This window comes from Thiorhodococcus drewsii AZ1 (assembly GCF_000224065.1).
GTDB lineage: Bacteria > Pseudomonadota > Gammaproteobacteria > Chromatiales > Chromatiaceae > Imhoffiella > Imhoffiella drewsii.
In genome coordinates this window covers 47,904-62,382 of sequence record NZ_AFWT01000025.1, presented here as the reverse complement: position 1 = coordinate 62,382, position 14,479 = coordinate 47,904, and the positions used below count along the sequence as shown (strand labels likewise).

The following is a 14,479-nucleotide window of genomic DNA, read 5'->3' as shown; positions in this document are numbered from 1 at the left end:
GCCCGTCAGACTCGGCGCGCCGGTGGCACCTTCCCAACGCTCCAGCCCGAGCGAGTCGAAACACCCCCCGAGGGATGATAGAAGGCCGGTAAAACCGGCGGTTGGTGCGCGGACGCTTGATGAATCGCCTCCGCGGGCGATGGACGGCAACCCGATCAGGGCCGCCATTGAAAGCCTGTCCGCTCGACCGCCGGTGCCAAGGCGACCGAGGGGACAGACTCCGGGGCCGAGCCCCGGAGCCGAGCGATCGAAGCTGATCGCGTCAGAACAAGCCCTCGGCGATGAGAGGGACGCCCCCATGGGGAGACGTCCCCATGGGGTGAGCCCGGCGGATGCCGGGATGGTTGGTTGGAAAGGAAGCGCGGGCGCGCCCTAGACCAGCAGGCGCTCGGCGAGCCCGAACAGGGCCTGCTTGAGATCGTCGACCGCCTCGATCACCCGGCTGTGCCGGAACAGCAATGAGACGTCGTGCTGGATGCCGAGCCCGGACAGTTCCAGGCCCGCCTGCTCGCATTGCGCGATGACCGAAAGGGCCAGCGCCGGGTCATCGGGCTCGCCGTCGGTCAGGGTCAGGATGAGACGCCGGGGCTCCGGGCGCAGCAGCAGATCCGCCGCCGCGAACCACAGCCCTTGCGCCAGCGGCGTACTGCCATGTGGTGACTGCGCGAAGGCGCCGGCCCGAGCGGCCGGGCGCTGCCCATGCTGGAGCAGACGGGTCACGGTCGCCTCATCCCCGGACTCGCCCGGAAAGGCGGTCACCGCGACCGAGACGCCGGGAATGCGGTCGAGCGCCAAGGCCAAGGCGAGCGCCGCCTCCAGGGCCACCTGATAGGCCCGCATGCTGGTGGTCACCTGGCGTGACATGGAGCCGGACAGATCGACCAGCAGATGCACGGCGGTGTTCGGCGTCGTCCGCGCCGTCTTGCGCGCGAACAGACGTCCTTCTCCAACACCGGCCCGATGTAGCCGGTTGGGGATGAGCTTGCGCCCCTGATGGACCGGCAAGGGCCGATCGAGACGGCTCGCCTGCACCAAACCCTGGAGCCGGACGAGGAGCGTCCGCGAGGTGGCCTGAGCCTCGTCGAGGACGAGCTTGCCGCGTAGCGGATCGACACGGGCCTCCTCGGCCGCCGGCAGCAGCAATGGGCTGGAACCATCGGCTCCGGCCTGGCCCAGCATGAGGCTGGTGGCCTCGAACAGATCGCCGTCCAGGTCATCCGTCGTGGCCGCGAGGGCTTGGCGGATCTGATCGACTGTGTCCTGGGCATCGGACTGTCCAGAAACGCCGTCGCCGCTCGTATTGCCATCGCCTGTGTCATCTCCCGAGTCACCATCGGTACCGGACTCGACGTCAGCCGACTGTGCGTCATCCTTATCGGCCATCTCATCGTCGGTGGCGTCATCGGCGGGACTGGGATCAGCCGCGTTCTCTGCGTCCGTTTCGGCGGTCTCCGGATCGGCTCCAGGACTGCCCTGCCCGGCCACCTCATCGTTGGCCTCATCGGATTGACCCGAATCGCCATCACTGGCTTGGTTAGTCGGTGGCTGCGCCTCGGCCTCCTCTTCGAGCAGCCCTTCGATTTGGGTCGCCAACGCGGCGGCCTCGGCGGTGTTTGTCAGCCCTCCGACCCGACTCATCAGGCCCAACAGTCGATGGACCAGCGAGGCTGGGAAGGTCTGACGCAGCACCTGCTCTGCCGCCGTGGCATGCGGGATCAGAGCCGTCTGGCCCAGCGCCCGGGCACGCAGACTGAGCAGCAGAAAGCCGGTCAGGATCCGCGCCGGATGCTCACCGGCCTGTGGGGCCTTGAGCTGCCCCTCGGCCAGCATCCAGTCGATGACGCGCTCCAGCGTCGCGCGGGTGCCAGGGTATTGATGACGGATGGCCCGCTCGATGCGGATGTCCTCCAGGATGTTGAGCAGATGTTGGCGTAGCGGCGAGGCCGCGCCCGCGCTCTGGAACACCGCCATGTCGGTATGGCGGACATGGCTCGCCTCATGAGCCAGGAAGCCCCAGGCGACCGGGCGCAGGTTGGATGCCGCCGGTAGATCCGGCAGCCAGATGGTGCGCCCGTCGGTCTGCGCCTGAGTGCCGCCCACGATCACCGCGACGCCGAACTTGCGTGCGAGTGCGGTGGCGACGATGGGCATGGCCTGATGCAGTGTCTTGGTGTGCATGCTGTCTCTCCGGTGCGGGAACACAGCCGCCCCACCGGGGCGCGCTGCACCCCGATGGGTTGAAGACCGCCGGCGATTGCCGGCGGCAGTTGGATCGCCCCTGTCGGGGCGGATTGGGCTAGAAGAAGCAGTCCAACGGAACGTCAGCGTTCGCGTCCGGTACGTCGATGTCGTGGGACATTGCCGGCTTCCGGCTGGAGACCGACTCGGTGACCGGGACATCCGTCTCGGTCGTCAGTTCGCTGTCATCGTCCAGGTCCAGGCGTGGCGTCCGCTCGGCTTCCGTACGCTGGGCATCGACATCACTGTCGCGCTCCGGGGGGTCGCTGTCGGGATCAACATCCCCCGCCAACCGCCCCGCCCCATGCCGGGTCAGACGTTCCTCATCACAGAGCAGCAGCCAGAGACCGAAGCCCTCCTGGAACAGTGCCCCGCTGATGGGTCCGCGCCTGGGCACCCGGCTCAGAAAACCCTCCACCAACTCCAGGATCGGCTGAATCCGTGGGTCGATGAACGACAGCACGGCAAGCTTCTCCTGGATGCGCCGGAAGGTGCCGAGCGCGCGTTGGGTCAGGCTGTCCTTGCCGACCAGGCTCTTTTCCAGCGAGACGGCGATCTGCGCGACCTCGTGAAAGATGGTGTGGCCGATCTCGGCAACGTCCTCTGTGAGGGTCTCGCGATGCCCATCCGCCGGCTGAATGACCAGCGGGCGGTAGCGGAAGGAGAAGCGTGTTCCGATGACCTCGGCCGGATCCACGGCCGCACGCAGTTGCCGCTCCCAGTCGGGATGCCGGGCGATCCAGTCGGCGATTTCCCGGTCGTACTCGGCCAGGAAGGACTGGACCTCGTGCTCGAAGTCCCGCTTGAGTCCGTCGAGCACGCAGCACAGCCCGTCGACCTGGTCGTTGGGGACCAGATAGCCGCCTAGAAAGCGCGTGCCGACCTTGAGGCAGGCGCGCTCGGCCTGGCCCTTGAGGGTGTGGAAGACGCGGATCGCATCCGGATTACAGAGGCGTTTGCTGCCGAGCGAGACCAGTTCCTCGGAGGGGATCTCGCCCGCCTGAAGGCCCAGGTCATCGGCCCGCAGCTTCTTGCGCCCGGACCAGGTGCTGACGGTCAGGACGATGAGCGACAGGCGCTCGGTCAGGGTGATGAGAGTGTCATCGAGTGTGGTCGTCGTCATGCTGGTCTCCCGCCGAGCGAGCGCACCACCGGCCCCGATGGGTCTGTGATGTGCCCATCGGCTTGGTTGGTTTGCGATCAGAACCAGTCGTCGTCGATATCGCTGTCGAGCGCGGACAGATCGATGTCCGGCGTCGGCGGTGTCGGGACGCTGGGGGTGGGTGGTGGGTCGGTTGGCTCGATTAGGCGTCCCTGCCCGTCCAGCTCACGGATACCCAGGTCGACATAGCCCTTGGCGAGCTTGGCCTGGACCGTCCGCAGCAGGCGCTCGTAGCGGCTCGCCGGATAGATCCGGCTCTGCGCCAAGTGCCCGGCACGACCCCAGCGCACTTCGCTGGAGCCGTCCTGACGGCGTCGCCAGGCCCAGTCCTTGGCCGAGCCGTCGGCGTGGGTGTAACGATAGAGCTGGAAGGGCTCGCTCATGGCGCGGTCCCTCCGCTCCAGAGGTCGCCCATCACATCGGCGGCGAGCCGGTGGATGGCCTCGCGCTGCTCGGGCTCGGCCCGTGCGGTCAGCGCCTGCTCAAGGGCATAGGCGATCGGCTGCGGCGCCCCGCGGAAGGTCAGCGCCAGGCGTGCCCAGCGCACCAGGGTGCGGGTGGAAAGCGTCACGGTCAGTTCGGCGCCCTGCTCCCCTTCACCGAGGAACAGTCGCCGGATCTCGTTGGCAACGGTGATCATCAGCCTCGCCACCTCGCGCGGCAGGCTCGGGGCGCAGGTCTCCAGGACCCCCAGTTCGTCATCCGGGGACAGATAGCCGACCTGCAGGACGCGGAAGCGGTCCAGCAGGGCCAGGTTCTGGCGCAGCACGCCCTGATAGAGCCCGGTGGGATCACCGGCACCAGCGGTGTTGCCGGTGGCGAAGACCCGAAACGTCGGGTTGGGTCGGATGACCTCGCCGCCGTTCTGGGCGATCACCAGGGGCTGGCCCTCGATCACGTCGTTGAGTCCAGCCAGCTCCGCCGGGTCCATGAGGTCGATCTCGTTGAGGATGAGGAGATGCCCCTCGCGTAGCGCGATGGCCAGCGGACCATGGACGAAGCGCGTGGAGCCTTCGCAGAGCACGAACTGCCCGACCAGGTCGGACAGCTCCATGCGCCCATGACAGGCGACGGATTGGACCGGCCAGTGGAGCCGGGCCGCCACCTGACAGATCAGCGAGGTCTTGCCGCTGCCGGTCGGACCGGTGAGCAGGAAGGCATCGCCCCCGGCCTGGCGCAGAAAGGCCAGCACCGAGGAGAGTCCCTGGCGGAAGACGTAAGGAGTCAGGACGGGAATCTGCGGATGCCCGTCGTCAGCGAAGCCTTCGATGGTCAGGCCCTTGGGGGCATTGACCCCAAAGGTCTGGGCGATATTGAAGCTTTGGGTGGTGCGCATGCGTCTCTCCGGCGAAGGGGAGACGCCGCCCCGGTGGGGAGACGAATCTCCCCGTGGGGTGAAGCCAGCGCGGGCTGGCGGATGGATGTCGGCTTGAGGCCGGGCGGTGGTGCGCGGGATCTTGGTGGATCGCCCCCGCAGGCGATGGACGGGCTCAGGCTGTGAGCACGTCGGAAAGGGCTGGCCCCTCAGGCCCGATGGCGCCTGACGGGCGAGCCCTCTGCCGTGAAGACCGTGCCCGCGTGGGGCACGGCTGGATGGTGGTCAGAAATAGCCGATGGGCTCTGGTTCCAGGGTGGTCTCGGTGACCGACGCAGCGGAATCGTCCGCTGCGGGCGCGGACGCCTGGGCTGACGCCTTCCGCCGACGGCGTCGGGGCGTGTCGGGCTCGGCCGGTGCCGGCTGCGCGTCGTCGCCCTTGAGCGTGACCCGCACCCGCTCGCTGGCAGGTCGGCGGTGTGACTCCAGGAGGGTTGGATCCAGGTCAGGCATCAGCGCCTCAAGTGCGGTGGCGTAATCCACCGATCCCTGCTGGCGATAGCGCAGCACCCGCAGGTCGGTCTGATCGGCGAGCAGAAACTCCCCCATCAGCCCGACCAATCCGCTCTGAGCCTCGGCCAACTGCGCCTTGTGCCCCTTGAGTTCGGCCTCGAGGACCTTGGCCCGACGCTCGGCCGCGCGGTACTGGGCCGCCAGGCGGTCCCATTGCAGCGCCTCTTCGCCCATCGGGACGAAGCAGTCCCGCTGCGGGTCCGGGGTCGGCTCTTGCTTCTTGCGCACCGCCTCGTGGAACTGGAGGCAGGCCGGGATCAGCTCCTGCTCGATGAAACCGGCGTCGCGCTCGATGACGAATTCCAGCGCCCGGACCTTGGGTCTGACCGGATCGAAGACGAGCCAGCCGCGCGCGGCCTCGGCAACGGCGAGCTGGAACTGCACCTGGACCCAGTAGAGCCCAAAGGCCAGGCTGTCCTCGCCCTCACGGGCCACGGCGTCCCAGGTCTTCTGCGCCGGCACCTTGAGCTCGACCGGCTCGTCGCTCTCGGTGAGTCCGTCGAAGGAGCAGCGCAAAGCCGGATGGTCGGTATGCTCGGCACAGACCGGCAACAGCAAGGTGTCGTGCCGCTCTTCGAAGCCCTGACGGGCGGTATCCTCCAGGGCAATGCCGCGTTGGACAAAGGGGTTGTTGGACAGGTCATCCGGGAGACAGAGTCCAGTCTTCTCGGCCCACAGGCGCCAGGGCGTCTGATAGGGCGAGCGACCGAGGATGACGGCCGCCTCGGAGGCGGTGACGCCCTGGGCGCGCCAGGCGAGCCATGCGGGCGTGCGCTGGGAGAGGTTGACGATCTTCATGGGAGGCTCCAGTCAGTGGGCGCACCACTCCCCCACAGGAGCGGTGTCCCGTGGGGGGGAAGTGCGACCGGACGGACCGGTCGGATGAAGGCTCAGGCGGCCTCGGCCGGCGCGAAACTCTCGCGCTCGGCGCGGGCCAGCTCGGCCAGGGCATAGTCGAGGACTTCGCCCTGATAGCGACCCTTGAAGTAGTCCTGGGCCGAAGCCCAGGCCCGGCTCTTGGCCGCGCGGATCACCAGACCCTCGATCTGGGTGAGGATGGCCTCATCGACGTCCGGGACCACCGGCTCGGTGGACTCCGGAACTGACTCAGTGGTTGGCGTTGCGGTGGCCTCTGCGGACGACGTCGCGACGGTCATGCTGACCAGATCCCCATCGATCGGCTTGCCGGCCATCTCCTCAGCGGTATAGCCCGCCTCCTCGGGAAAGGCCGCGCGCAGACTCGCCGCCTTGGCGCATTTCAGGAGCTGGCCACGCGGGCGCTTGACCCACATGGACGTCGGCAGCTCACCCCCGCCCATGCGGGCGTAGGTCTCTTCCCAGAACACCGTTTCGGTGAAGGGGCAGCGTGCTCCGCCGATCAGACGGTAAACGGTCACCTCGCACCAGGCAGGAAAGGTCACGGTGACGGCCTGATCCTGCCAGGCGCCGTTGACCTTGATGCTGCCGCTGAAACTGCGGGTGACCTCGGGGCCGAAGCGCGCGGGATCCATCCCGGCCCATTGGCCGGTGCGCGCGGCGGTGGTCTGGACCTCAGCGATGCCGGGCCAGACGGTCTCGACCTCGCGCCCGAGGCTGCGGTTCCACATGGGCACGATATGGACTGGGCGCTTCATGACGTCCAGTCCACGGGCCTGGCAGTATCTGACGGCGAGAAGAACACCCTCGACCGTGTTGGCTGCGGGGAAGATGGAGTCGACCAGGACCTGCCAGGTGGCGGCATCCAGACCGAGCTCGGTGAGGGCCTGGGGCGGGATGGCCAGCCGACAGGCGGGGAGTGTGGTCAGCGTTGAGTTGGACTTGCTCATGGTGCCTCCGGATCAAAGGGGCACCGCTCCCCAGGGGGCACGGATGCCCCGGTGGGGTGAATGGCCGACCGCAAGGCGTGGCCGGATGTGGTCTCCCTCAGAACGGGATGGGATCGTCGAAGTCGGGTGTGGCGGCTCGCGCTGGTCGTGCCGCCGAGCGCCCGCGTCCGCTTGCTGGTGTAGACCGCGATGCGGGGCGTCCTGTCGTCGGTGTGGACCGGGACGGGTTTTCGCTCGCGCTCGGCCGCTCGGTCGCATCAGAGGGTCGACTGTCGAGCATCTGCAGGGTGCCGGTGACGTCGACCACCACGTCGGTCACGGACCGCTCACTGCCGTCCTGCGCCTGGTATTGGCGCGTGCGCAGCTTGCCTTCGATGTAGACCTTGGAGCCCGAGTGCAGATACTGGGCGGCGATGTCGGCGAGGCGCCCAAAGAGCACCACCCGGTGCCACTCGGTGCGCTCGCGGCTCTCGCCACTGGTCTTGTCGGTCCAGGTCTCGCTGGTCGCCAGCGAGAGGTTGGCGACGGCGTCGCCGCTCGGGAGCGCTCGGACCTCGGGGTCCACGCCCAGGTTGCCGATGAGGATCACTTTATTGATGCCGCGTGACATGATGTCGTCTCCGGTTGCAGGTCAGGACCGCAGGGGCTCGGGTCGCCTATCGAGAGTCCTTTCGTTGGGAATGGCGCGTGACTCGGCGAGTCGCTGTGCGGCGCGCAGGAGTCGTGGCCAGCCGGGAAGCTGGGCGAAGGCTGAGGTGTGGCTGTAGGTCGCCACGCCGGTGGTGAACAGGGCCACCGTGCGCAGGGCACGGATGGATGCTGCGGTGGTGTGCATGCGTCGTCTCCGAATGGAGGAGAGACGCCCGCCCCTGAGGGGAGGTGTCTCCCCAGAGGGTGGAAGGCCAGCGTGCGCTGACTGATGGTGCGCGCGGTCTTGTGAATCGCCCGCGCAGGCGATGACGGATCCCAGGTCATGAGATCGCGCGAACATCTGTCGTCTCGACGACGCCGATCACGCATGGCGACGCCGAGGCGACAGGGGTCCGGCATACAGGCTCAGGGTCAGGGTCAGGATCAGCAGTGCGGACGCACGCGGGCTCAGGACGTCCCGACAGCCTGGCCGGGATCAGACGCCGTCAATCGGCGCGTAAGGGGCGCCAAGGGATGGCGCGGGTGGTGCGCGGAGTTGGGCCTCCGCAGGCCGGTCACTCGCGCGATGAAAGCCGCGAGCAACTGCTTATTTTCTAGCATGCGAATGGAGGTCGCGCAACCCCAGCGGGCGATGCGCATCGACAGCCCGGCGACGGCAGGCGATGGCCGCACCCTCCAGTCGCAAGGCTTCGCGTTTAACCTCGGCGCCCCAACCTTTCAATCCCCTCCAGACATCAGGACTCCCTATGACCCTCAAGGCAACCGTCGCGTCTGCGGACGGACTGATCGACGATTTCCGTGATCCCGACGGGCGATCGCGGCTCGGAACCCACTGGCGGTTGGTGACGGACACCGTCATGGGCGGGGTCTCCTCGGCGCGGATGTCGTTCACAGCGGCGAACGGACGCCGGGCACTCTGTGTCGAGGGCGAGGTGAAACTGGAACACAACGGCGGCTTCCTGCAGGCCAATCTTGATCTGACCAGCCAGGGCCAGCCGCTGGACGCTGTGGACTTCGCCGGGCTGCGGCTGATCGTCCGCGGCAACGGTGAGCGCTACAACCTGCATCTCAAGAGCCGGGACTGCACCCTGCCCTGGCAAGCCTATCGCGCGACCTTTGTCGCTGGGCCGGACTGGCACGAGATCCGGGTTCCCTTCGAGCACTTCACCCCCAATCGCCTGAGCGCGTCGCTCGCTGCAGATCAGTTGACGCAGCTCGGCCTGGTCGCCATCGGACGGGCCTTTCGTGCCCAGCTCTGCGTCGCGGAAGTGGGCTGGTATCGGGACCTGGACGCAGGCTCAGCCCCCTCGCCGTCCGGCTGAGCCGCCCTCACTGTCAGATCGCTGCTTGGACAGACAACGATCAGGAGACAACGCCATGCAGATCGCTCTCTTTGGCGCGACCGGCGGCACCGGCCGGCAGGTCCTGGCCCAGGCACTGGAGCAGGGTCACAGCATCACGGCCCTCGCGCGCGATTCCAGCACGCTCGATCACCGGGACGGACTGACGACGATCGGCGGGGATGTGCTCGATCCAAAAGCCGTCGCCCAGTGCGTCCAAGGCGCGGAGGCGGTCATCTGCGTGCTCGGCTCGCACGGCCGACAAGAGCCCATCGAGGCCCCCGGCACCGCGCGCATCCTGACCGCGATGCAGGAGGCCGGCGTGCGCCGACTGGTGGTCGTGAGCTCACTCGGCGTCGGTGACAGTCGCGCGCAGATCGCCTGGCCGTTTCGGCTGATGATGGACCTCATGCTCAAGCGGATCCTTGAGGCCAAGGCGGAGCAGGAGCAGTTGGTCAAGGCGAGCGGGCTCGATTGGGTCATCGTGCGGCCGGGCGGACTGACCGATGGTCCCCGCACCGCGGCCTATCGCTTCGGTGTCGATCCGGCCATCAAGTCCGGTCGCATTGCGCGCGCGGACGTGGCGGACTTCGTGCTCCGCCAACTGACGGACGACACCTTTCTGCATCAGACACCGGCGGTCACCTGAGCGTCGCGGCGCCTGGCAGCTGGGACCGCCTGTGATCCAACGTCGGCTGATCCCCTCTGTACGACCAACTGGGTTGAACGCTGGTCAAGAAGCGACCGGCACGCGGCTTTCCCAATCCTGTCGGCTCGTTACGGCTGAATGACACAGGTTATCCACAGAGACGCTCACTGAACCTGGGGACAATCGCTCGACGTCCTCTGTGAGCCCGATGAGTCCCAGGAACTGTCGCCCAACTTTGGCGGCAATCCGGAAGGACTCGGCCAATAGCGGTCGCCCATCGTTCGCGAGGCTGTGACCGGACGACCCTGGAAGCGGGGAGCTATCGTCGAGATAGTATACTGGGACAGAGGCGTAGCGACCTTGCGGTCAGGCAGCCGTCATGAGAAGCCCTCCTGAGACCCTCCCTGGAGGGCTTGTTAGTTCAGCTCAATCGGCTCGCCGAACCAGTACTCGCGCACCTCAAACGAGTATGGTGCACCTGCTCACCGTCGATAAACAGGTAGCCGACGAGGGCAATTCAGGCCAGCAGTGGATGTCGAGCGGGCTACATCTTCATCTTGCCCTGTTCTGCCCTGACGTCTTCGTGCTCTGCACGGCGGGTCCAGTTGTCCGAGATGAGCATCAACATCGCCGACGTCCGCGGGTACGTCAACGTCGCGTCTGCCCAGCCTCTGTAGCGAGCAGCGAGATCGCGCTCTTGCCCACCACCCTCATTGATTCCCTTGCCGTATACACCGCGCTTGTTGATGCATTCGATGGCAAACCCGCGTTCGACATGCTCGGCGGCGACCCCGTCGATCACCTTGCACACCGCTGATGGTGGCCAGAACGGCTCGCCGGCGTCCTGCGGAGCATGAGCGAGAACGTAGCCAATGCGCTGGTCACCCATGTCCTCTAGGTCCTTTGCGACCGCTAGAGTTCGAGCCTTGCTAACCCATTCGGACAGCACCTGAGCATCGATTTTCCCGTCGCGCAGACCAGGCACTGTCTTGAACGCCGACAGTAAATCGAATGAAATCGTTGCCCGCGCCTTCATCTCGGCAGTGATGACCTGATCGGGCGGCGTGTTCTTGCCTCTGAACACGTGCGACAGCACGTCGACGAACATCTCTGGATCGGAAGCCAAAAGGCTGAAGACGGTCAGAGGCTCACTCTCATGGCGCAGCAGTGGCAGGTAGGCGTACTCCAACTTCGCGATCTTCAATTTGCTGACATCGCTGCGTGTACGAACTTCCTTCAGCGCCTGCGCGATGACGTACGACAGCATGTTGCCCGAGTGTTTGATGCCGTTGCCAACCTGCCCGGCCCCTGTGGTGAGTAGGTCTATCAGCAGGCTCGACGGCAAGTCTTTGCAACGCTTGTACAACAAGCTCAGGACGTCGATGTCCCGCCCAACGGTTCGGAACTGGTCAATCGCGTGAAGCAGTTCGTCGAGCGGAGCTTGGAGTGGCAGCAAGCCCGCGTGGCGCCAGTACTGATCGCGTACCTCGCTGCCAAGGCCTTCGACATAGGACCAGGTGGACGGGGTGGCTGGCCAAGCGAGCAAGAGTTTGGCTTTAGCGGCATCGTCCGCGACCTGTGCCAGCACGCGGTCCTTGAATGCGTCCTTCCATTGGTCACCGAACTTTTCGACCCCAGCGGCCGATACGTAATACGAAAGACTCGGTGGCGCGGCAGGGACGAGTGCGCCTTGCATCAGCTCAAACACTTGGTCGAACGTGATGGAGAGGTAGCTCAGCACCTGACCAAGCAGCTCTGGCAACTTGACCATCCCCGCAAGCCTCAGGACGCCCGGCACCCCGTCGCGGTCAAGCACGCGTTGAAGCACCTCCTTGCGCAGGTCAGTTGGGTCATCCAAGTCTTCGGGGCCTTCCTTGTACTTGCCAATGTGCGGCGTCCAGTCATCAAACGCATGGCGGTCAGACACAAGGGGATCGGCAGGACGATGACGTTCGACCACCTCTTTCACTGCGGCCAGATCGTCGTTGGTCAGTGCCCAGCCTGAGTCGCCAAAGTACTCATTGCGAGCCGACTCATCCTTGAGGGTGTGCCAGATCGTGCAGCCTTCGGTCGTTTGGTGAGCGGCGAGGTAGCTGTCGACGCGGGCGAGCACCTTCGCCCGATTCGGTGTTTGAAGTTGCCCCAACGCTTCGACGAAGACACCAAGGCGTGTCTCGTCATCACCGGCCGCTACAAGCGCTCGATCGACGACGATGGCTTCAAAATCCCACACCAAGCCGAAGGTGATCTCTTCGGGCTTCTCTGGCGCGAAGTCCCGCAGCTTCGGATGCTGGGTGTGCGAGCTGAAGTCGTGACTACGCGGAAGGAGCTTCTTGAGCAGCTGCCAGCCGACGTCTGGACACGCCCTCAGGATCGCATCGAGGCATGCGATACGCTGGGGCTGTAATGCATAGGTGTTGGGCGACCAGCCCAGCAGGATGTCACGCAAACTATTTATCGGCCGGTTGACATGGTTCGAATCCGGCTCCGGATCCAGCTGGCCGAGCTTGGCGAGCACCACTGCGGCGCGGTTGAGATATCGCGGGTCCCAGGCAATCGTCTCAAGCGCCCAGAGGAAATGCACATGAGGACTCAACGGGCCGAAGAAGCGGTCGCGTTCCGTTACGAATATCTGTGCAACCTGCTCAGGGGTGCCCTCGAGCATAGACTCGAGGGCCTTCAAAAAAGGGTTGGGGGCGGCCTCCGCGAGCAGCGCGGCCTGATCGCCGAGGCGTAATATTGAATGGTGCGATTTGCTCCAGTCCGGCAACGCGTTGATAACGTCATCAACATACTGCTGAGGGGTCTTGCCTCTGACGTGCAGGCCTGCGACATCATGCATTGACGCGACGATGAGGAGCGTCAATGCAAGTCCATCGCGCAGCCATCTGCTGTAGTCTGCAGGCGCGGCCTTGGCCAGATTGAATTTTTGATCTCGCGACGGCTGCTCCGGTTGTTTGCCGAATACTTTGACGATGGCCTCACGCAGGCGCGTGAGGTCGGCGTCGGTCAGCTGATTGCCGTAGAAGAAGAACGCATCGACCGGCGCACGCACTTGCCAGACGTCAGCCTCCCTGTCCACCGGGCGATCAGGCAAGGCGAGCGTTGGCATTAGCACGGCTTCCAACGTCGCGTAGTCTGGATAGTTCCCCAGCTCCTTTAAGACGGCGCAGTCAGTCTCGAGATCGCTCGACCACCCCCCAGCGAGGAAGGCGGACTTCAACATAGAAGCTTGCTGCAGCCAGACCGGGGCAGCAGGGGGCGTGTTGTGGATCAGTCTCTTCAGGATAGTCAGGCTGCGCCCGCACCGATGCGCAAGCTCATAGCCTTGGCCGTGATCAAGCCCCATCTCGATGAAGCCATCCACCATGCCTGAGGCCGTAGGGCGCTTCAGCATGGCGCCGCGCTTTGCCAGCGCACCGGTCGCGGCCGACAGCGTGGGACATTTTCTTCCAAGCGCGCCAACCAGTGATTCGCCCTCACCCATTGCGATAAAGACCAGTCCGGTGCGCAACTGGAAGAACCGGGCAGCAGCCTGAGTCCGGATAATCAACGTTCTGGATTCCAGCGACTCGCGAACGGCAGGGGCTGCACACCGGATCGCCGCTACCGCGAATGCGATGACCTCCTCGGAGGTCTCGGCACCGAGCATGAATGAATCGGCCGGACCGCAAAGCTTTGCGATCAGCTCGTCGGCCTCGCGCTGCCGATCGGCGATGACCAGCTTCTCGGTGAGCGGCGGCTTGAACTGCGTGCTGAATTCTTCCCAGTACTCGTCGGTGCTCAAGGCGCCTTCTTGGGGAGCCGTTCCAAGGACATTGCGGGCGTATCGGGCAGCGATCGCGGGATGGTCTTTCAGCCATTGGACGAGCTGGACGCCATCAAGGTATCTGACATCCTTCCATTTGCCTTCTTTGAGGCGGTCAGTCTCCCATTCCGAAATCTTCTTTTTCGGCGTATCCCAGCATCCGAGGTTGACCAGAACCAGGGTGTTTTCAGCCATCTCGGCTTCGGGCGTCTGTTCGGTCCGCTTCTTGTAGTCGGCTGTCGCCTTTGTTGCACCAGGACCCGTGCCGAACTCCCACTTGGACTTGCCGCCTGGAACGAAGCTCTTGGCCTCAGCCGTTTCCAGGTCGCCGTCCCAGCCCCGCAACTGGCCGACCTCGCCGCTAGGGAAACGGAATCGGGTCGCGTCATCGATCGTCATGCGGATCAGGTCCGCCAACATGTCCATCAGCATGTCGCGGGCATTCATGCGGCCCGCCCACGTCTCAAGAGCCTTTTCGTCGATCCATTGCATGGCTGCTATCTCCGGTCGCGCGGCGGTCCGCGTCTACGTCACTTCTTGATGAATACGCAATTGTATTTCAGCACCGGCGTAGACCTGTTGCCGTTGCCCAGTAACCCAGCCTGCATGCGGGCTAGATCGACGACAGAAATGGATCGGCTGGGAATCGTCTGCGCTGCAATGTCACAGAGTTAAAGCAGCCAACGGTAGTCAGCGAAACAACGCGAAGGTCGCCTGACGCACTGAGATTGTCAGCCCAGGATCAATTTCCACTTACTCTCCACTTGCCGTTGCCGCTCGACGAGCCTCTTCGCGCGCAGGCAACAAAGTTGAGAGTTCGTCGATGGTGCTGCCTCAGGCCGGCAAAGTGGGATGTTGCCATGCATTCGGTTCCTGAGAACCATGTTCCTTAGCCCGCTGCGGCCTGCTGGACGAAG

The 14,479-nt window shown here is 65.2% G+C and carries 11 protein-coding genes; 2 read left to right on the top strand and 9 right to left on the bottom strand.

The window, feature by feature from the left end; genetic code table 11:
- Nucleotides 1-372: 372 nt before the first annotated feature.
- The 8 genes from THIDRDRAFT_RS16055 to THIDRDRAFT_RS16020 all read right to left on the bottom strand — a co-directional run bounded on the left by THIDRDRAFT_RS16055 (nucleotide 373) and on the right by THIDRDRAFT_RS16020 (nucleotide 7,949).
- The gene (locus THIDRDRAFT_RS16055; protein ID WP_007041937.1) at nucleotides 373-2,178 is read right to left on the bottom strand and encodes a cobaltochelatase CobT-related protein; all 1,806 of its coding nucleotides are present in this window, start codon (nucleotides 2,176-2,178) and stop codon (nucleotides 373-375) included.
- Nucleotides 2,179-2,296: 118 nt separating this feature from the next.
- On the bottom strand, nucleotides 2,297-3,361 hold the full coding sequence (locus THIDRDRAFT_RS16050; RefSeq protein ID WP_007041936.1) for a DUF3150 domain-containing protein: 1,065 nt from the start codon (nucleotides 3,359-3,361) through the stop codon (nucleotides 2,297-2,299).
- Between the two features lie 77 nt (nucleotides 3,362-3,438).
- On the bottom strand, nucleotides 3,439-3,783 hold the full coding sequence (locus THIDRDRAFT_RS16045) for a hypothetical protein (RefSeq protein WP_007041935.1): 345 nt from the start codon (nucleotides 3,781-3,783) through the stop codon (nucleotides 3,439-3,441).
- Nucleotides 3,780-4,736, bottom strand: coding sequence for an AAA family ATPase (locus THIDRDRAFT_RS16040; protein ID WP_007041934.1), 957 nt, complete (start codon nucleotides 4,734-4,736; stop codon nucleotides 3,780-3,782). The genes THIDRDRAFT_RS16045 and THIDRDRAFT_RS16040 overlap by 4 nt, the downstream gene beginning before the upstream one ends.
- A 264-nt stretch (nucleotides 4,737-5,000) precedes the next feature.
- Nucleotides 5,001-6,086, bottom strand: a complete 1,086-nt coding sequence (locus THIDRDRAFT_RS16035) for a YqaJ viral recombinase family nuclease (RefSeq protein ID WP_007041933.1) — start codon at nucleotides 6,084-6,086, stop codon at nucleotides 5,001-5,003.
- A gap of 92 nt (nucleotides 6,087-6,178) precedes the next feature.
- Nucleotides 6,179-7,114, bottom strand: a complete 936-nt coding sequence (gene bet / locus THIDRDRAFT_RS16030) for a phage recombination protein Bet (protein WP_007041932.1) — start codon at nucleotides 7,112-7,114, stop codon at nucleotides 6,179-6,181.
- A gap of 97 nt (nucleotides 7,115-7,211) precedes the next feature.
- Nucleotides 7,212-7,724, bottom strand: coding sequence for a single-stranded DNA-binding protein (gene ssb, locus THIDRDRAFT_RS16025; RefSeq protein ID WP_007041931.1), 513 nt, complete (start codon nucleotides 7,722-7,724; stop codon nucleotides 7,212-7,214).
- Between the two features lie 21 nt (nucleotides 7,725-7,745).
- Nucleotides 7,746-7,949, bottom strand: coding sequence for a hypothetical protein (locus THIDRDRAFT_RS16020; protein WP_007041930.1), 204 nt, complete (start codon nucleotides 7,947-7,949; stop codon nucleotides 7,746-7,748).
- 562 nt (nucleotides 7,950-8,511) lie between these two features.
- Here THIDRDRAFT_RS16020 and THIDRDRAFT_RS16015 point away from each other — a divergent pair.
- The gene (locus tag THIDRDRAFT_RS16015) at nucleotides 8,512-9,087 is read left to right on the top strand and encodes a CIA30 family protein (RefSeq protein ID WP_007041929.1); all 576 of its coding nucleotides are present in this window, start codon (nucleotides 8,512-8,514) and stop codon (nucleotides 9,085-9,087) included.
- 55 nt (nucleotides 9,088-9,142) lie between these two features.
- On the top strand, nucleotides 9,143-9,754 hold the full coding sequence (locus tag THIDRDRAFT_RS16010) for an NAD(P)-dependent oxidoreductase (protein ID WP_007041928.1): 612 nt from the start codon (nucleotides 9,143-9,145) through the stop codon (nucleotides 9,752-9,754).
- A 544-nt stretch (nucleotides 9,755-10,298) separates the two neighbouring features.
- On the opposite strand, the gene THIDRDRAFT_RS16005 is transcribed toward THIDRDRAFT_RS16010, so the two are convergent.
- Nucleotides 10,299-14,054 (bottom strand): hypothetical protein, encoded by a 3,756-nt coding sequence (locus THIDRDRAFT_RS16005; protein ID WP_007041927.1) that lies wholly within the window; start codon nucleotides 14,052-14,054, stop codon nucleotides 10,299-10,301.
- Nucleotides 14,055-14,479 lie beyond the last annotated feature (425 nt).

What these genes read in the sequence shown, in the direction of transcription:
- bet (WP_007041932.1), bottom strand. Translation starts at nt 7,114, where the DNA reads ATGAGCAAGTCCAACTCAACGCTGACCACACTCCCCGCCTGTCGGCTG.
- THIDRDRAFT_RS16050 (WP_007041936.1), bottom strand. Translation starts at nt 3,361, where the DNA reads ATGACGACGACCACACTCGATGACACTCTCATCACCCTGACCGAGCGC.
- THIDRDRAFT_RS16035 (WP_007041933.1), bottom strand. Translation starts at nt 6,086, where the DNA reads ATGAAGATCGTCAACCTCTCCCAGCGCACGCCCGCATGGCTCGCCTGG.
- THIDRDRAFT_RS16040 (WP_007041934.1), bottom strand. Translation starts at nt 4,736, where the DNA reads ATGCGCACCACCCAAAGCTTCAATATCGCCCAGACCTTTGGGGTCAAT.
- THIDRDRAFT_RS16005 (WP_007041927.1), bottom strand. Translation starts at nt 14,054, where the DNA reads ATGCAATGGATCGACGAAAAGGCTCTTGAGACGTGGGCGGGCCGCATG.
- THIDRDRAFT_RS16045 (WP_007041935.1), bottom strand. Translation starts at nt 3,783, where the DNA reads ATGAGCGAGCCCTTCCAGCTCTATCGTTACACCCACGCCGACGGCTCG.
- THIDRDRAFT_RS16020 (WP_007041930.1), bottom strand. Translation starts at nt 7,949, where the DNA reads ATGCACACCACCGCAGCATCCATCCGTGCCCTGCGCACGGTGGCCCTG.
- ssb (WP_007041931.1), bottom strand. Translation starts at nt 7,724, where the DNA reads ATGTCACGCGGCATCAATAAAGTGATCCTCATCGGCAACCTGGGCGTG.
- THIDRDRAFT_RS16010 (WP_007041928.1), top strand. Translation starts at nt 9,143, where the DNA reads ATGCAGATCGCTCTCTTTGGCGCGACCGGCGGCACCGGCCGGCAGGTC.
- THIDRDRAFT_RS16015 (WP_007041929.1), top strand. Translation starts at nt 8,512, where the DNA reads ATGACCCTCAAGGCAACCGTCGCGTCTGCGGACGGACTGATCGACGAT.
- THIDRDRAFT_RS16055 (WP_007041937.1), bottom strand. Translation starts at nt 2,178, where the DNA reads ATGCACACCAAGACACTGCATCAGGCCATGCCCATCGTCGCCACCGCA.